The 15,998-nt window shown below is 75.2% G+C and carries 13 protein-coding genes; 10 read left to right on the top strand and 3 right to left on the bottom strand.

Annotated features, from left to right (window positions below; translation table 11 throughout):
• Window positions 1-65 precede the first annotated feature (65 nt).
• Window positions 66-587 (top strand): DinB family protein, encoded by a 522-nt coding sequence (locus tag SM573_RS20820; RefSeq protein WP_474613022.1) that lies wholly within the window; start codon window positions 66-68, stop codon window positions 585-587.
• 16 nt (window positions 588-603) lie between these two features.
• Here the strand turns inward: SM573_RS20820 and SM573_RS20815 are convergent, their stop codons facing one another.
• A complete protein-coding gene (locus SM573_RS20815) occupies window positions 604-1,476 on the bottom strand; it encodes a carbohydrate kinase family protein (protein ID WP_474613023.1) in 873 nt (290 codons plus the stop codon).
• A gap of 64 nt (window positions 1,477-1,540) precedes the next feature.
• Between SM573_RS20815 and SM573_RS20810 the strand changes: the two genes are divergently transcribed.
• Both SM573_RS20810 and SM573_RS20805 read left to right on the top strand, forming a co-directional pair.
• Window positions 1,541-4,804: an SNF2-related protein gene (locus SM573_RS20810; protein ID WP_474616908.1), complete on the top strand. Its 3,264-nt coding sequence runs from the start codon at window positions 1,541-1,543 to the stop codon at window positions 4,802-4,804.
• Window positions 4,805-4,856: 52 nt separating this feature from the next.
• Window positions 4,857-5,756 carry an SWIM zinc finger family protein gene (locus tag SM573_RS20805; protein WP_474613024.1) on the top strand — a complete coding sequence of 300 codons (900 nt, stop codon included), beginning with the start codon at window positions 4,857-4,859 and terminating at the stop codon, window positions 5,754-5,756.
• Between the two features lie 15 nt (window positions 5,757-5,771).
• On the opposite strand, the gene SM573_RS20800 is transcribed toward SM573_RS20805, so the two are convergent.
• The gene (locus SM573_RS20800; protein ID WP_120678484.1) at window positions 5,772-6,029 is read right to left on the bottom strand and encodes a DUF3040 domain-containing protein; all 258 of its coding nucleotides are present in this window, start codon (window positions 6,027-6,029) and stop codon (window positions 5,772-5,774) included.
• A gap of 545 nt (window positions 6,030-6,574) precedes the next feature.
• Here SM573_RS20800 and SM573_RS20795 point away from each other — a divergent pair.
• From SM573_RS20795 to SM573_RS20775, 5 genes are read left to right on the top strand one after another with little or no spacing between them, the layout of a single operon-like run.
• Window positions 6,575-8,635 carry a DUF1800 domain-containing protein gene (locus SM573_RS20795; protein ID WP_474616841.1) on the top strand — a complete coding sequence of 687 codons (2,061 nt, stop codon included), beginning with the start codon at window positions 6,575-6,577 and terminating at the stop codon, window positions 8,633-8,635.
• A 20-nt stretch (window positions 8,636-8,655) separates the two neighbouring features.
• Window positions 8,656-10,023: a DUF1501 domain-containing protein gene (locus tag SM573_RS20790; protein WP_474613026.1), complete on the top strand. Its 1,368-nt coding sequence runs from the start codon at window positions 8,656-8,658 to the stop codon at window positions 10,021-10,023.
• On the top strand, window positions 10,020-11,438 hold the full coding sequence (locus tag SM573_RS20785; RefSeq protein WP_474613027.1) for a ferredoxin reductase family protein: 1,419 nt from the start codon (window positions 10,020-10,022) through the stop codon (window positions 11,436-11,438). Before SM573_RS20790 ends, SM573_RS20785 begins: the two co-directional genes overlap by 4 nt.
• 15 nt (window positions 11,439-11,453) lie before the next feature.
• The gene (locus tag SM573_RS20780; RefSeq protein ID WP_474613028.1) at window positions 11,454-12,032 is read left to right on the top strand and encodes an FMN-binding protein; all 579 of its coding nucleotides are present in this window, start codon (window positions 11,454-11,456) and stop codon (window positions 12,030-12,032) included.
• Between the two features lie 44 nt (window positions 12,033-12,076).
• On the top strand, window positions 12,077-12,799 hold the full coding sequence (locus tag SM573_RS20775; RefSeq protein ID WP_474613270.1) for an FAD:protein FMN transferase: 723 nt from the start codon (window positions 12,077-12,079) through the stop codon (window positions 12,797-12,799).
• 420 nt (window positions 12,800-13,219) lie between these two features.
• Here SM573_RS20775 and SM573_RS20770 read toward each other — a convergent pair whose 3' ends face one another.
• Window positions 13,220-13,891, bottom strand: a complete 672-nt coding sequence (locus SM573_RS20770) for a bifunctional DNA primase/polymerase (protein WP_474613271.1) — start codon at window positions 13,889-13,891, stop codon at window positions 13,220-13,222.
• 243 nt (window positions 13,892-14,134) lie between these two features.
• Between SM573_RS20770 and SM573_RS20765 the strand changes: the two genes are divergently transcribed.
• Both SM573_RS20765 and SM573_RS20760 read left to right on the top strand, forming a co-directional pair.
• Entirely contained in the window at window positions 14,135-15,364 is a 1,230-nt protein-coding gene (locus tag SM573_RS20765; RefSeq protein WP_474613029.1) for a helix-turn-helix domain-containing protein, read from the top strand.
• A 16-nt stretch (window positions 15,365-15,380) separates the two neighbouring features.
• Entirely contained in the window at window positions 15,381-15,953 is a 573-nt protein-coding gene (locus tag SM573_RS20760; RefSeq protein ID WP_474613030.1) for a flavoprotein, read from the top strand.
• The last annotated feature ends 45 nt before the right edge of the window (window positions 15,954-15,998 follow it).

Raw genomic sequence — 15,998 nt, 5'->3', positions numbered from 1 at the left:
CGAGCGGGGTCGCGCAGCGGATAGCGGGGCTGCGGTCCGACGACCGGTCCGGCTAAGGTCCCGGAATGGGCGAGATCGCGATTGACCCGACGCTCGGCCCGGTGCTGGCGCGCACCGGCGACGAACGGGCCGTGCTCGAATCCTTCCTCGACTTCCACCGCGACGTGGTGCTGCGCAAGCTGCGCGGGCTCTCCGACGCCGACGCGGGCCGCCGGCTGGTGCCGTCGGCGACCACCCTCGCCGGCCTCGTCAAGCACCTCACGATGGTCGAGCGCAACTGGTTCCCGTGCCTGCTGGCACCGGAGCCCGGCGACGTCTACCTCACCGGCGAGGAGGACGCGGCCCTCAGCTTCACGCTGACCGCCGAGGACACCGTCGCGCGTCTCGCCGCCGACTACGAGCGGGCGTGCGCGCGGTCCCGGGCGGTCGCGGCCGGTCTGGACCTCGACCACGTGGTGCCCCACCCCCAGCTCGGCGAGGTCTCGCTGCGCTGGATCCTCGTGCACATGATCGAGGAGACCGCGCGGCACGCCGGCCACGCCGACATCCTGCGCGAGCTGACCGACGGGCGCACCGGCGCGGTGTGACCGCCACCCGCCCGGCTCACGGGGCGGGCAGCAGCCCGGCCGGATACTCCATGCCGTCCCGGGTGCAGGCGGCGGCGGCCACCCGGGCCGCGTACGCGGCCGCGTCGGCGGGCGGGGCGCCGCGCAGCCGGGCGGCGATCAGGCCCGCGGCGAACGCGTCCCCGGCGCCGTTGGTGTCCACCACGGCGGCCGGCGGCTCGGCGGCGGGCACCGGCACCGGTCCGTGCCCGTTCGCGTGCAGCTCCGCGCCGTCCGCGCCGTGGGTCACCACGACGGTCCGCGGCGCCAGCGCGGCGGCGAGCGCCGCCGACCGGTCGCCGAGCCGCACCCCGCTGACGAAGACCAGGTCGGCGACCGCGGCGAACGGCCGGTGGTAGTCGTTGTCGCCGTCCCAGTCGTGCAGGTCCGTGCTGACCACCGCACCCGCAGCGAGGCCGGCCCGCAGGGTGGGCAGCAGGCCGAGCGTCCAATCCATGATCGACAGGTGGACGTGTGCCGCCGTCCCGACCAGCGCGGCCAGCTCGGGAGCGGCCAGCGGCGGCGGCCCCTGCCAGGGGCGCGGATCGTAGAGCGACATTCGCCGCCCACCCGGGTCGACCAGGCTCACCGAGCGGCGGGTGCCGCCCGGGTCGTCCCGCAGCACCGCGTGCACCCCGGCGCGGGCCAGCGCCGCCCGCACGACGTCCCCGGCCGGGTCGGCGCCGAGCACGTCGACCACGGCCACCCGGAGGCCGAGCGCGTGAGCGGCCAACGCGACCCCGGCACCGGTGTTGCCGATCCGGAACTCGACGGGGTCGACGGTGAGGGAGTCGGCGGCCGGCAGGGGAAGCGCGGGCACCCGGACCCGGACGTCCACCCCGAGCCCGCCGACCACGAGCAGGTCGAACATGGCGACGACGGTAACCCGTGCCCGGCGTCCTATCCTGGGCGCGGGCGTCGACGAGGGGGAGCAGGTGCTGGTCATCCACGGGCTGTGGCTGTCCGGTGCGACCGGCGGCCCCGCGCTCGCCGTCTGGGGCGAGGAGAGCGCGCTACCGAGCGAGGCGGCCCGCCGGCCGGGGCGGCCGCCCCGGGAACGACCGCACCCGTTCGCCGCCGACCACCCGGCGCTGGCCACCGTGCTCGCCGAGGTCGCCGAGCCGACCGCGCCCGGCACCGCGCTGCTCACCCTGCCGACCCGGGGCGGCGTACCCCTCGACTCGCCGGAGCTGATCCGGACCGCTGTCGCGGACCCGCCGCGCGGGCGGGTCACCCTCGCGCGGTGGCGGGTCCCCGTCCTGCGGTACGCCCCGGACGCCGCCCTCCCGCTGCTGCGCCTCCTGCACGACCTACCGGCCGTGCCGGGGGCGACGCTGCGCCACCTCGCCGAGCTGGCCGACTTCGCCGCCGACCTGGTCGCCCGCGGCCGGGTCCTGCCGGGCGTCGCCGACCTGCCCGCCGCCCTCGCGGCCGACGGGCGGAGCGGCGCGGCGGCGGCCGGCACCGGCCCCGGCGATCCACCCGCCGCGGCGCCGGCGGTCGCCGCTCACGGCGCCGGAACGCGCGACGCGCACTCCGCCCGGGCGGTCTGGCGGCCGCTGCTCACCGGCGCCGACGCGGGCTGGGCGCGGTCCCTCGCCCTCGCCCTCCCGCCGGCCACCCGCGCCGCCGAGCCCGACCGGGCCGTGGCCGCGCTGGTGGCCGACGCCCTGGACGAGCTGACCGACGCCGCCGCCCGGGTCGCGCTCGCGGAGACCGCGCTGGCCCGCGGCGCACGCCCCGGCGGGCCGGTGCCGGCCTGGCTGGCGGCCCTCGCCGGGCCCCGCCGGGACTTCACCGCCGATCCGGCCGCGCTGGCCACCCTCCGCGCCGAGCTGGACGCCTGGCAGCGCGACGCGGCCGGTGGCGCCGTCCGAGCCAGCTTCCGGCTGGTCGAGCCGCCCGCCGACGAGATCACCGAACCGGTCCTGGTGACCGTCCCCGCCGCCGGCACCGGCCGTCCCACCGGGGCGGACGGTGCCGCCGGTGGCGTCGATCCCCGAAGGGCCGCCGTCGGCCCGGGCGAGGCCGCCGTCGGCGGCCGTTGGCGGCTGGAGTTCGGGTTGCAGGCGGCCGACGAGCCGAGCCTGCACGTCGACGCGGGCCAGGTCTGGCGGGACCCGGCGGCGGTGGGAGCGCTGGCCGGCCGGACGGGGAACCCGCAGGAGACGCTCCTGGCCGAGCTGGGTCGGGCCAGCCGGCTCTGGCCCGACCTGGACCCGGCGCTGCGCACCGCCGTGCCCGAGGTGCTCGAGCTGGACGTGGAGGGCGCGCACCGGTTCCTGCGGGAGGGCGCGCCGGTGCTGCACGCCGCCGGGTTCGGCGTGCTGCTGCCCTCCTGGTGGCAGCGCCCCTCGGCCCGGCTCGGCGCCCGACTGCGGGCCCGCGGCCGGAGCGCTCCGGGCACCGTGGCCACCACCGGGGGCGGGGTCGGGTTGGACGCCCTCGTGGACTACCGGTGGGAGGTGGCCCTCGGCGACCAGCCGCTCACCGCCGACGAGCTGGCGGCCCTTGCCGCACTGAAGAGCCCGCTGGTCCGGCTGCGGGGTCGCTGGGTCGAGCTGGACCCGAAGCGGCTGGCCGCCGGGCTGCGCCTGCTCCGGTCGTCCGGCGAGCTGACGGTGGCCGACCTGCTGCGCCTGGGCCTCACCGCCGGCGACGACGGCGCGGCGCTGCCCGTGCTGGAGGTGACCGCCGACGGCGCGCTCGGCGACCTGCTCGCCGGTGCGGTGGAGCGGCGGCTCACCCCGCTGGACCCGCCCGCGACGTTCCGCGGCACGCTGCGCCCGTACCAGCGGCGTGGGCTCGCCTGGCTGGCCTTCCTCCAGTCGCTCGGTCTGGGCGGCGTGCTCGCCGACGACATGGGGCTGGGCAAGACGGTGCAGCTGCTGGCCCTGCTCGCCGGGGACCCGCCGGACGCCGGGCCGACCCTGCTGGTCTGTCCCATGTCGCTGGTCGGCAACTGGCAGCGGGAGGCGGCGCGGTTCACGCCGGAGCTGCGCGTACACGTGCATCACGGTGCCGAGCGGGCGCGGGGCGAGGGTTTCGTCGCCGCCGTCCACGGCGCGGACCTGGTCCTCACCACCTACTCGGTGGCGGCCCGCGACGCCCGGGAGCTGGCCGGCATCGACTGGCACCGGGTGGTGGTGGACGAGGCGCAGGCCATCAAGAACGCCGCCACCCGGCAGGCCGAGGCGGTCCGTGCGTTGCCGGCCCGGCAGCGGGTGGCCGTCACCGGTACGCCGGTGGAGAACCGCCTCGCCGACCTGTGGTCGATCATGCAGTTCGTCAACCCCGGGCTGCTCGGCCCGGCGGGGACCTTCAAGAAGCGCTACGCCGAGCCGATCGAGCGGCACGGCGACACCGAGGCGGCGGAACGGCTGCGCCGGATCACCGGCCCGTTCGTGCTGCGCCGGCTGAAGACCGACTCCTCGATCATCTCCGACCTGCCGGAGAAGCTGGAGATGGAGGTGGTCTGCAACCTCACCGCCGAGCAGGCCTCGCTCTACCGGGCGGTGGTCGACGACATGCTCGCGAAGATCGAGTCGAGTGAGGGCATCGAGCGGCGCGGGTTGGTGCTGGCCACCATGACCCGGCTCAAGCAGGTCTGCAACCACCCCGCCCAGCTGCTGCGTGACGGCTCGCCGCTCGACGGCCGCTCCGGCAAGCTCGCCCGGCTGGAGGAGATCCTGGAGGAGGTGCTCGCGGCGGGGGAGAAGGCGCTGCTCTTCAGCCAGTACGCGGAGTTCGGCGGCATGCTGCGCGGCCACCTCTCCGCGCGCTTCGGGCGGGAGGTGCTCTTCCTGCACGGCGGTGTCGGCAAGGCGGACCGGGACGCGATGGTCACCCGGTTCCAGTCGCCGGACGGCCCGCCGATCTTCGTGCTGTCGCTGAAGGCCGGCGGCACGGGGCTCACCCTGACCGCGGCGAACCACGTGGTGCACGTGGATCGCTGGTGGAACCCGGCCGTCGAGGACCAGGCGACCGACCGGGCGTTCCGCATCGGCCAGCGCCGCCGGGTGCAGGTCCGCAAGTTCGTCTGCGCCGGCACCGTGGAGGAGAAGGTGGCCGCCCTGATCGCCGACAAGCGCAGCCTCGCGGCCAGCGTCGTGGGCACCGGGGAGCAGTGGGTGACCGAGCTGTCGACCGCGCAGCTGCGGGAGCTGTTCGCGCTGGAGACCGGGGCGGTGGTCGAGTGAGCGGGCACGGCGGCGGCCCGCGTGGCACGGCGGGGCGCAGCGGGGTGGGGGCGTGAGCGAGACCGCGAACGGCCGCTTCGCCGACTACGGACGCCCCCGCCGGGTCGAGGGCGGGTTGCGGGCGCGCAGCACCCGGGGCGCCATCGGCCGGTCGTGGTGGTCACGGCGCTTCCTGGAGGTGCTGGAGTCGTTCGCCCTCGGCACCCGGCTCACCCGTGGCCGGTCGTACGCGCGGGCCGGTCAGGTCGTCCGCCTCGACATCGCCCCCGGTGCGGTGACCGCCGTGGTGCAGGGCTCCCGACCCCGCCCGTACGACGTCCACATAGGACTGTCCGCGTTCCCGCCGGAGCTCTGGGACCGGATCGAGGCGGAGCTGGCCGCCCAGGCGTTCTTCAGCGCCCGGCTGCTCGCCGGTGACCTGCCGGCCGAGCTGGAGGAGCTCTTCGCCGCGGCCGGTGCGCCGCTCTTCCCGGCCGGCGTCGACGAACTGACCCAGCGGTGCAGCTGCCCCGACTTCGCCGTGCCGTGCAAGCACCTGGCGGCCACGTTCTACCTGCTCGCCGAGGCGTTCGACGCGGACCCGTTCGAGCTGCTGCACTGGCGCGGGCGCGGTCGGGACGAGCTGCTCGACCGGCTCCGCGCCCTGCGGGCCGCCGTCACCGGGGCCGCGACGCCGCCACCGTCCGAACCGGACGACGCGCCTGTCGTCGCGGAGCCGGTGGACGTACCACCCGCCGGGGCCGCCCGGGCGCTGGCCACGTTGCCGCCGGCGCCGCTGGCCGAGGCCACCGACCGGTTCTGGTCGGCTCCGGTGCCACTGCCCGACCGGCCGCCCACCCTGGCGACCGGGCCGGACCTGCTGCTGCGGCAGCTGGGACCGCCGGCCCCCGCGATCGGTGGGCCCGGCCTGCTGGAACGACTCCGCCGGGCCTACCGGGCGTTCGGCGGCTGACGCCGGGCCGCGCGGTCATAGCCAGCGGCGGCGGAAGCGCCACATGAGCACCGCGTTGGCGACGAGTACCACGGCGCAGATGGCGCCGGCCATCCGGCCGGCGAGCACGGTCATCGCCGGCAGTGCGGCCCACAGCACGATGGTCAACAGCAGGAGGTAACGGCCACGGCGGCCGCGTGCCCGGTTGTCCAGCCGGGCGAAGAACGCCGGGTCGCTCTCGCGGAGCTGCCGGGTGATCTGTTCGAACCTGCGCTGATCCTCTTTGCTGAGCATGGCGGTGCCTTCCCCTCACGCGTTCAGCGGTTCGGCGGCATACCCGTTGCGATGGCGGCTCACGCCGCCAGCCGCTGGTCCTATTCCCCGTCCCGTGGCCGGAATGACGGCTGTCCCCGCCGGGTTCGTGGAAGACCCAGCCCCCGCCCGGCCGCACACCTGCCGCAGGCACGTGGTCCCGCCGAAACCACCCCGCGTGTGCCCCGCCCGGGCCACCTCAGCGCGCGGTTATCCGCGCCTTAAGTTTCGCTGTGGCCGTCGCCGGGGCCCAAAAGCGTCCGCGCCGGCCGAAACGTCACATCGACGTCGAGGCGGGGCGCGTAGGCCCTGCTCGGACGGGCCGCACCCGGGGGGACGACCGGTCGGGCCGCGGACGGCCCGCCGAAGGGCTGTCTTAAGTGCTCCCACGACCGCTTTCGGCGCGTCTTGTCGGCCCCCGGCCCCTTGGCTACCTTCCCGTGCAACCCCCGCAGGCACGCCGCGCACCTGCGCTTCTGCCCGATCGCAGTCGTGCCGCCGCCTCGAAGAGAAATCGGGATTGGTACATGGCCGACCAGAACGTGCCACCACGGCGACCGCGCGACGACCGCGCCCGGGACACCCGCCCGCGCCCCACCCCGGACGGCTACCGCGACGCGGCCGCGGCCGCGTCGTACGGGTACGACTCGACCCTGCCCGGCCCCGGCGGACACGACCCGCTCTCCCCGTACCCGTCCGTCGGCTCGTCCGGGCCGGTGGCGCGCGGCCCTCGCTGGGTCGGGCCCGAGGGGCTCGGCCGGCCGGTCCCCGCCCGCGCCGCCGGACTGCCCGATCTGGACGATGACGACGACTCGACCGGCCGGGTGGGCCGCCGGCGCGCGCTGGTGGCGCTGGGTGGGGCGGCGGTCGTCGCCGGCGGCGCCGCGCTCGCGGCGAGCCCGCAGGTGCGCGGCCTCTTCGGCGACGGAGTGGCCGCCGACGCGACCGCCACCACGGTGACCGACGGCACCGCCACCCGCCCGAGCGGGCAGCAGCCGAGCACCGTACGCACCTACACCGAGCAGAACGAGAGCTACATGGGCTCCCGCGCCGGTGCGGCGCTGAAGAAGAACTCCCCGGCCGGTGGCCGGTCCTTCTCCGGGCCCGCCGCCGCGGCGGCCGAGACCAAGGTGACCGTGAAGACGGTCCTCGCCAAGGACCCGGTGCTGCACCTGGCCCGGCGGGCCACCTTCGGCCCCACACCACAGGTGGTCGCCGACATCAAGCGGTTGGGCATCGACGGCTGGATCCGCGAGCAACTGCAACCGGACCAGATCGAGCCGAGCCGGGGCGAGCTGAGACTCGCCGAGCTGCCCACCCTCAAGCTGTCCGTGCAGCAGCTGCGCGACCAGCGGGACCAGCTCAACGAGCGCGGCGCCCAGCCGGAGCGGGAACTCGTGGACGCCACGGTCGCCCGGCAGATCTGGTCGAAGCGGCAGCTGTTCGAGGTGATGGTCGACTTCTGGAACGACTTCCTGCACGTCGCCGCGGAGTTCGACGGCGGCGAGGTCTACCGGGCCTCCTTCGACCGGGACGTGGTGCGCGCGCACGCCCTCGGCAGCTACCCCGAGATGCTGCTCGCCGCGAACAAGCACCCGGCGCTGCTGCTCTACCTCAACCAGAACGAGTCCCGCGCCGACGCCGTCAACGAGAACCTGGCCCGGGAGAACCTGGAGCTCTACTCGGTGGGGGTCGACGGTGGCTACACCGAGAAGGACGTCCGGCAGGCGGCCCTGCTCCAGACCGGCCGTGGCGTCGAGGACGGAAAGTACGTCTTCCGCGCCGACCGCCACTACGTCGGCAAGGTGAAGATCCTCGGCTTCACCCACGCCAACGACTCGAAGGACCCGAAGAAGGCCGACGCGGCGATCGACGCGTACCTCACCCACATCGCGCTGCACCCCTCGACGGCGAAGTACGTGGCGCAGAGCCTCGCCACCCGGTTCGTCTCGGACACCCCGCCGAAGTCCCTCGTGGACCGGCTGGCCAAGACGTACCGCGCCAACGACGGCCGGATCAAGCCGGTGCTCCTGACCCTGTTCAGCTCCTCGGAGTTCTGGGCCGCGGTGGGCCAGAAGGTGCGCCGGCCGATGGAGTACCTCGTCGCCACGTACCGCACCCTCGGCGTCTCGCCCGAGCCCGCGGCGACGCGCGACGGAGGCGACAGCCGGCGCACCCCGTTCGCGCGGGGCCTGCGGCAGATCACCGACAAGATGCGCGAGCTGGGCCAGTACCCGATGGGGCAACCCACCCCGGACGGCTACCCGGACGTCTACGTGGCCTGGACCTCGGCCGGAGCCATGGTCAACGGCTGGAACGAGGCCGCCGACCTCGTCGCCGGGCAGCGCACCGAGTTCACGTACGTCAAGCCGGAGCGCCTGGTGGCGAAGCCGCCGGCCACCGCCGGCGCGTACGTCGACGCGCTCGCCAAGCGGCTGGTGCACCAGAAGCTGAGCGCACGCGAGAAGGCGCTGATCCTCGGCGTGGCCGGCGTGCCGGCCTCCGCCACGGTCGACGCGACGTTCAACGGGGCCATCACCGCCGTCGCGCGGGCGATCCTCGCATCCCCCCAGCACCACCTCCGGTGAGGCACCCGATGGAGAAGACCGTGAACACCTTTCCCCTGCACCCCGAATGCCCCGACCTGCGCCGGCTGGCCGACAACCCGGCCGAGGCGCTGCTGCGGGCGGAGGCCGACATCGTGGCCGCCGAGAACGCCGCCGAGGCCGACCGCTACCGCCGGCTGGAGGAGCTGGAGGAGGCCCAGCAGGACGGGCGCGGCGTCACCCGGCGGACCTTCGTGGCCGGCGCGGCCGCCACCGCCACCGCCCTGGCCACCGCCCAGTTCGTCACCACCTCGGCGTCCTTCGCCGCCACGAAGACCGGCACCCTCGTCCACGTCTTCCTCTACGGCGGCCTCGACGGGCTGAGCCTGGTGGCGCCGGCCGACGACCCGGTGCTCGCCAAGGCCCGCCCCGACCTGCTGCTCGGCGACGACTCGCTGGCGCTCGGGCGGGGGTTCAAGCTGACCAGCGCGTTCACACCGCTGGAGCCGTGGCTGAAGTCCGGCCAGCTCGGCTTCGTCCCCGGGGTCTCCGACGAGCGGCTCTCCCGCAGCCACTTCCAGGCCGCGGACGCCTGCAACCTCGGCGGCCTGCCCAACGAGACCGGCGGCCGGGGCTGGCTGGACAGCCTGGTCGACGCGCTCGGCAAGGGCACCGCGTTCCGCAGCGTCGGCGTGGGCAGCACGCTGCCCCGGTCGCTGGTCGGCACCAACGGCGCGCTCGCCCTGAACAGCGTCGGCTCGCTGCGGCTCAACGGGGACGAGCGCTACCGGGCCGCCACCGAGAAGGCGATCCGGGGACTCTTCACCGGGATCAACCACCCCGTCGAGGAGGCCGTGCAGTCCGGGCTCGGCGCGCTGGCCACGGCGCAGAAGCTCGCCGCGAAGCCGTACGAGCCGGCCGAGGGGGTCAGGTACGAGGGCGTCGGCCGGGCGTTCCAGCAGCTCGCCCAGCTGATCAAGGGCGGGGCCAACGTCCGGGTCGCGACCGTCGGCATGGGCGGCTACGACACCCACGAGAACCAGGGCACCCGCGCCGGTGGCCAGCTTCACCGGCGGCTCGGTGAGCTGGCCGCCGCGATGGCCGCGTTCTTCACCGACCTCGGGCCGCTGGCCGCCGACGTCACCGTCATGGTCTCCAGCGAGTTCGGCCGTCGGGTGGCCTCCAACAGCGGCGGCACCGACCACGGCCACGGCGGGGTGATCACCCTGCTCTCCGGCAGGAAGCTGGCCGGCCCGCTGCTCGGCGCCTGGAACGGGCTGGACGACCTCGACTCCGGCGACGTGCCCGAGTACAACAACATGTTCAACGTCTACGGCGCCGTCGCGCAGGGACGCTTCGGCCTCACCGAGGCGCAGGTCAACAAGGTATTCCCGCGGCGGAAGTTCACCCCGATGAAGCTGTACGCGTGACCTACCAGGACACCCGGCCCGCCGGCCACCGCACCGGGTCACCGTCCCGGCGCGGCGGCCGGCCGGCCGCCGCCGTACCACCGACGGTGCCGGCGCGGCGCGGGCCCGGCGGGCCGCGGCTGCTCGCCGCGCTGTTCGTGGCCGGCCTGGTCGCCAGCGTGCTGCCCTGGTGGCTGGACACACCCCCGGGCTCGCTGCGCTCCACCGCGGCGACGCTCACCGCGGCCGGCCGGATCACCGGCCTGGTCGCCGGCTACCTCCTGCTGGTGCAGGTGCTGATGATGAGCCGGCTGCCGGTGCTGGAACGGTGGGTCGGCGGCGAGCGGCTCGGCCGGTGGCACCGCGACCTCGGCGCCACCCTACTCGTCGCGGTGCTCGCGCACCTGTCGCTGATCCTGTTCGGCTACGCCGGGCTGCGTGACCACTCGGTGCTCACCGAGGCCGGTGTGCTGCTGCGCGACTACCAGGACATGCTCCAGGCGTTCCTCGCCACGGGCCTGATGGTGCTGGTCGGGTTCAGCAGCGTCCGGGCGATCCGCACCGCGCTGCCCTACGAGCTGTGGCACCTGCTGCACCGCTCCAGCTACCTCGTGCTGCTGCTCGGCTTCGGCCACCAGTTCGGCAACGGCGCGCAGCTCTTCCGGCCCGGCCCGGTCCGCACCGGCTGGATCGCCATGTACGTGCTGGTGCTCGTCGCGCTCTGCTGGGGCCGGATCCTCGCACCGCTGCGGTTCAACCTCCGGCACCGGTTGCGCGTCGCCGACGTGGTCGCGGAGAGCGCCGACACCATCTCGATCTACCTGACCGGGGAGCGGCTGGACCGGTTGGAGATGCTCGGCGGCCAGTACTTCCGCTGGCGCTTCCTCACCCGCGGTTGCTGGTGGCAGTCGCACCCGTTCTCCGTCTCCGCCGCGGCGAACGGCCGCTGGCTGCGGCTCACCGTCAAGGTGGTCGGGCGGCACACGGCCGACCTGCGCGACCTCGACCCGGGCACCCGCGTCTGGGCGCAGGGGCCGTCCGGCACCTTCACCGCGGCGCACCGCGTCCGGGACCGGGCGCTGCTGATCGCGGGCGGCAGCGGCATCACCCCGGTCCGCGCCATGCTGGAGGAGCTTCCGCCCGGCGCCGCGCTGATCTACCGCGCCCGCACACCGGCGGACGTCCTGCTCGGCCGGGAACTCGACTGGCTCGCGCAGGCCCGGGGCACCGACATCTGGTACGTGGTCGGTTCCCGCGACGACCCGGGGCCGCGCCAGGTGCTCAGCGCGGACGGGCTGCGCCACCTGGTGCCCGACCTGACCCGGCGGGACGTCTACCTGTGCGGGCCGCCCGGCCTGGTCGCGCAGTCGCTGCGGGCGCTGCGCCGCGCCGGGGTGCCCCGCCGCCAGATCCACCTGGCCACCTTCGAGCTGTAGGTTGGGACGGTCCACATGCGTCGCGCGTTCCTCGCGATCACCGGCCTGGCGGCCGGCACCACCGCGCTCGTGGTGCTCAAGGGCCCGCCCGGCACCAGCCAGGTCGCCCAGGAGCTGCCCGCCGGGCAGCCGGTGAGCCCCACGCCGAGCGCCGGCCCCGCCCCGACCGAGGGCCCGGTCGCCGCCCCGTCACCGACCGGCGGCACCACCTCCTCGCCCCGCCCCGGCCGCGGCGCCACCCGGTCGCCCGCCGCGCGCCCCACCACGAAGGCGCCCGCCTCCCGGTCGACGCCCCGCGCGCCGCAGCAGCCGAGCACCCGGCGGGTGACCGGGCCGGTCGTGGAGAACGAGTACGGCAACGTGCAGGTGCAGATCGTCGTCTCCGGCGACCGGATCGTCGAGGCGCTCACCGTGGAGCTGCCCGGCGGGCCGGGGGAGACGGAGCGACACAGCGACGACGTGCGGCGCGCCTACAACGGCACGTCGGGAGAGGTGGTCCGGAAGCAGAGCGCCGACCTGGACACGGTCTCCGGCGCCACCGAGACCAGCGAGTCGTACCGGCGGTCGCTGCGGGCCGCCATCGAGCAGGCGTGAGGGCGTCGCTCACCCGGCCCGGGCTGCGCCGGGTCGAACACGTCATGGGTACGGCGATCAGCCTCGACCTCGCCGACGACCTGCCCGCCGCCACCCTGCACGATCTCGCCGACGAGGTCTTCGACTGGATGCGCGAGGTCGACGCGCGGTTCAGCACGTACCGGGAGGACAGCGAGGTGCGCCGCTTCGACCGGGGCGAGCTGCTGCTCTCCGAGGCGTCCGCCGACTTCCGGGCGGTGCTGGTCACCTGCGCCGAGCTGTGGGGCGTGACCGACGGCTACTTCGACGCGTACGCCACCGGCGGCCTCGACCCGTCCGGCTACGTCAAGGGGTGGGCGGCCCAGGTCGCCTCCGACCGGCTGCGCGCCGCCGGGGCGGTCAACCACTGCGTGAACGCCGGCGGGGACGTGCGGGCGCGGGGCCGGTCGGCGTCGGGGCGGCCGTGGCGGATCGGGGTGCGGCACCCGTGGGACGCCGACGCCACCTGCCTCGTGCTCACCGGCACCGACCTCGCGGTGGCCACCTCGGGTGTCTACGAGCGCGGCCACCATGTGCGGGACCCCCGGCGCGGGGAACCGGCCCGGGGCCTGCGCTCGGTGACCGTGGTCGGCTCCGACCTGGGGGTGGCCGACGCGTACGCCACCGCCGCGGTGGCCATGGGAACGGGGGGCATCGGCTGGCTCGACCGGCTCGCCGGCCACACCCACGCGATCGTCACCGACGACGGCCGTCTGCTGCGCTCCACCGCGTTGCCGCTGGCCGGATGACGGTCTCCCGTGGTCGCGGCGGCCGGCCGGTGCGACGTGCCGGTCGGGACGGGCGGCGGCGGGCATCAGCGAACGGGGCGGTGGGTGTTGGCGGGGCGGGAGCCCATCGGCCGGGGGCGGCCGGGGCGGGAGCCGGCGGGACGGGTGCCGGCCCAGCGACGTCGTGGGCGGTTGCGGTACGGCGGCTCGGCACCGCCGGGGTACGGCGTGGTGTGGTCCGTGGGCATTCACTTCCCCCGTTCCCGGCGCGGTTCCGCACCGTCGCCCTGCTCAACGAGGACAGGCACCCCGGCGACGCTGCCGTTTCCCGCCCGCTGCCGGGTGCGCCCGGCCGCGCCGGAGGCCGCAGGGTTACCCGACGCCCGGGGGCGCTGTCGCCCGGGCCCGGTCCCCGATGTCGTCGCCGCGGCGCCGAAGCGGTCACATGCCGCGGCGCGGGAGGGGGAGGTGACCGGGGAACAGGTCCGCGCTGAGCGTGATCCCGGTCGCCCGGAGGACGTCGATCAGGGTGTTCTGCACCAGGTAGGAGTCGGGCAGCTGCCACTGGGCCTGCTCGGGGGCGACCGCCCAGCGGACGGGGCCCTCGGGCAGCCGGGTGGGCGGCGCCGGGATCCACGAGCCGGGTCCGTGGCGCACCACGTGGAAGCAGTGCTCCAGCTCCGGCCGGAGCGGGTCGCCGGGGCGGACGAGGAACATCCACCGGCCGGTCGGCGTCACCAGCACCGGCCCGCGTACGCCGGCGCCGGCCGGATGGGTCTGGAGCGCCTCCAGCACGCGCCGACCCAGGTGGGCGGGGACCTCCAGCACGTCGAACGCGCGCCCGGTGGGCAGCAGCACGCCGTGCGGCCGGGTGCGCCACCACGTCGCCACCCGGGCCGGGTCGGCGCTGGCCGCGTGCTCCCAGTTCTCCAGGGCGGGGTGGCAGCCGACCGTGGGGCAGCCGGGGCGTCCGCAGACGAAGCGGCTGCGGGCCAGGCACGCCCCGGGCGTCACCTCCCAGCCGTGCGCCGCGTAGCGCACCGCGACCCGGCGCAGCCGGACGCGTTCCAGAGGCGACAGTTGCGCGACCCGCGGGCCGACGTTCCCCCACATCCCTGCCATCTCCCCTCGTCGGCCCGACGGCTTCGGTTGTTACGTCGAGCGCCGTCACTGCCGTAACCCGCGATCGTTGAGTTGACGAACGGCTGATGCAACTTGCACGAAAACTACGAGGACTGGCTGTACGGCTGACGCACAGGCTGTGCGACCAGCGAAAATCTGAAGACCGCGGAAGCCGTGCACCGGCCGCCGCCCGGCACCACCGGCGATCCACGCCACACAGGGGAGGGATGGGAGATGGAGGAGCTACCCATAGGTCGCCGGGTCGCCTACTGGCGGGGGCGGCGCAAGATGTCGCAGCAGGTCTTCGCCGACCGGCTCGGCAAGTCGAAGAGCTGGGTGGACAAGGTGGAGCGCGGCGTCCGCCGGCTGGACAAGTTCTCCGTCCTCTACGAGATCGCCGACATCCTCCAGGTCGACGTGCAGCTGCTGCTCGGCAAGGACCCGGAGCGGCGTACCGACGCGCTCAACTGCATCGACCAGGTCGAGGTCGAGGAGATCCGGGCGGCCCTCGAACGGTACGACTCGATGAGCGCCTACTTCGACGCGGCGCCCTACCCTCCGCCGCTGGCCGACATGCGCAAGGCCGTCAACCACGCCTGGCTCACCTACCAGTACGGCCGCTACGGGATGCTCACGCGCGCGTTGCCGAAGCTGCTGCGCGACGCCCAGGCGGCCGACGCCGGCTACGGCGGCGACGACGCCCGCGAGGCCGCGCACCTGCTCGGGCAGGTCTACCAGATCGCCTCCTCGGTGCTGCGCAAGCTCGGTGAGTGCGACCTCGCCTGGCTGGCCGCCGACCGGTCGATGGCGGTCGCCCAGCGGGCCGACGACCAGCTGCTCGCCGGCATCGCCACCACCCGGGTCTGCAACGCCCTGGTCGCCATGGGCCGGCCCCGCCCGGCGCTGGAGCTGAACGTCACCATCGCCAACCGCCTCGCGCCCGGCGGCGGCAACGACACCTCCCCGGCCCGGCTCAGCGTCTACGGCATGCTGCTGCTCCAGGGCGCGATGGCCGCCGCCCGCATCGGTGACTCGGCCACGGTCGACGACCTGATCAACGGCGCCGCGGAGGCGGCCACGCTGCTCGGCGGCGACCACAACCACTACTGGACCTCGTTCGGCCCGACCAACCTCGAACTGCACCGGGCCGCAGCGGCCGTCGAGCTGGGCGACGGTGGCCGGGCGGTCGAGGTGCACCAGCTGCGCATCCAGGAGCCGGCGTTCAACGCGCTGCTGCCCGAGCGGCGGGCGCACCACCTGCTCGACATCGCCCGCGGCTACGCCCAGATGGGCGACGTGGCCAACGCCGGCGAGATGCTGCTCCTCGGCGACCGGCTCGCGCCGTCGGAGATCCGCTGCCGGCCGATCGCGCACGAGGTGATGTCCGACATCCTCCGTCGCACACGTGGTGCGCCGCCTTCTCCGATTGCGGAGTTGGCTGAGCACATGGGAGTAGGAGTATGAGCGCGGAGCCGGCCTGATGTCGGGGCCGCGTTCCGTCAACGGGCACCGCGAGGTGCTGTACGTCATCGCCTGCGGCTCGCCGCTGGCCCGCCACGTCGGCCGCCTGGTCGACCTCGCCCAGCAGGACGGCTGGGACGTCTGCGTCATCACCACACCCGACGGGGCGAAGTTCGTCGACCGTCCGGCCCTGGCCCGGCAGACCGGCCACCCGGTGCGGACCCACTACAAGCAGCCGGGCGACCCGGACCTGCTGCCACCGGCGAACGCGATGATCGTCTGCCCGGCCACGGTGAACACGGTCAACAAGTGGGCGGCCGGCATCACCGACACCCTCGCCCTCGGGCTGCTGGTGGAGGCGCAGGGGCTCGGCACACCGATCGTGGCCGTGCCGTTCACCAACGCGGCGATGGCGGCGCACCCGGCGTTCCGGGCCGGCCTCGCCCGCCTCGACGAGTGGGGCGTGACAGTGCTCTTCGGCGACCACGTCTTCCCGCTCCACGCGCCCGGCACCGGTGAGCGGCACCTGCACGCCTTCCCGTGGGGAGCCGGCCTCACCGCGCTGCGCGCGCGGCTCTGCCCGGTGGTCTGAGCCTCCGGCCGGGTGGGTCCGGTGGTGGCACCCACCGTCCGGCGG

The organism is Micromonospora xinjiangensis (assembly GCF_056150165.1).
This window is presented reverse-complemented; position numbering and strand designations above follow the sequence as displayed.

What these genes read in the sequence shown, in the direction of transcription:
- SM573_RS20760 (WP_474613030.1), top strand. Translation starts at nt 15,381, where the DNA reads ATGTCGGGGCCGCGTTCCGTCAACGGGCACCGCGAGGTGCTGTACGTC.
- SM573_RS20800 (WP_120678484.1), bottom strand. Translation starts at nt 6,029, where the DNA reads ATGCTCAGCAAAGAGGATCAGCGCAGGTTCGAACAGATCACCCGGCAG.
- SM573_RS20815 (WP_474613023.1), bottom strand. Translation starts at nt 1,476, where the DNA reads ATGTTCGACCTGCTCGTGGTCGGCGGGCTCGGGGTGGACGTCCGGGTC.
- SM573_RS20775 (WP_474613270.1), top strand. Translation starts at nt 12,077, where the DNA reads ATGGGTACGGCGATCAGCCTCGACCTCGCCGACGACCTGCCCGCCGCC.
- SM573_RS20770 (WP_474613271.1), bottom strand. Translation starts at nt 13,891, where the DNA reads ATGTGGGGGAACGTCGGCCCGCGGGTCGCGCAACTGTCGCCTCTGGAA.
- SM573_RS20765 (WP_474613029.1), top strand. Translation starts at nt 14,135, where the DNA reads ATGGAGGAGCTACCCATAGGTCGCCGGGTCGCCTACTGGCGGGGGCGG.
- SM573_RS20795 (WP_474616841.1), top strand. Translation starts at nt 6,575, where the DNA reads ATGGCCGACCAGAACGTGCCACCACGGCGACCGCGCGACGACCGCGCC.
- SM573_RS20780 (WP_474613028.1), top strand. Translation starts at nt 11,454, where the DNA reads ATGCGTCGCGCGTTCCTCGCGATCACCGGCCTGGCGGCCGGCACCACC.
- SM573_RS20820 (WP_474613022.1), top strand. Translation starts at nt 66, where the DNA reads ATGGGCGAGATCGCGATTGACCCGACGCTCGGCCCGGTGCTGGCGCGC.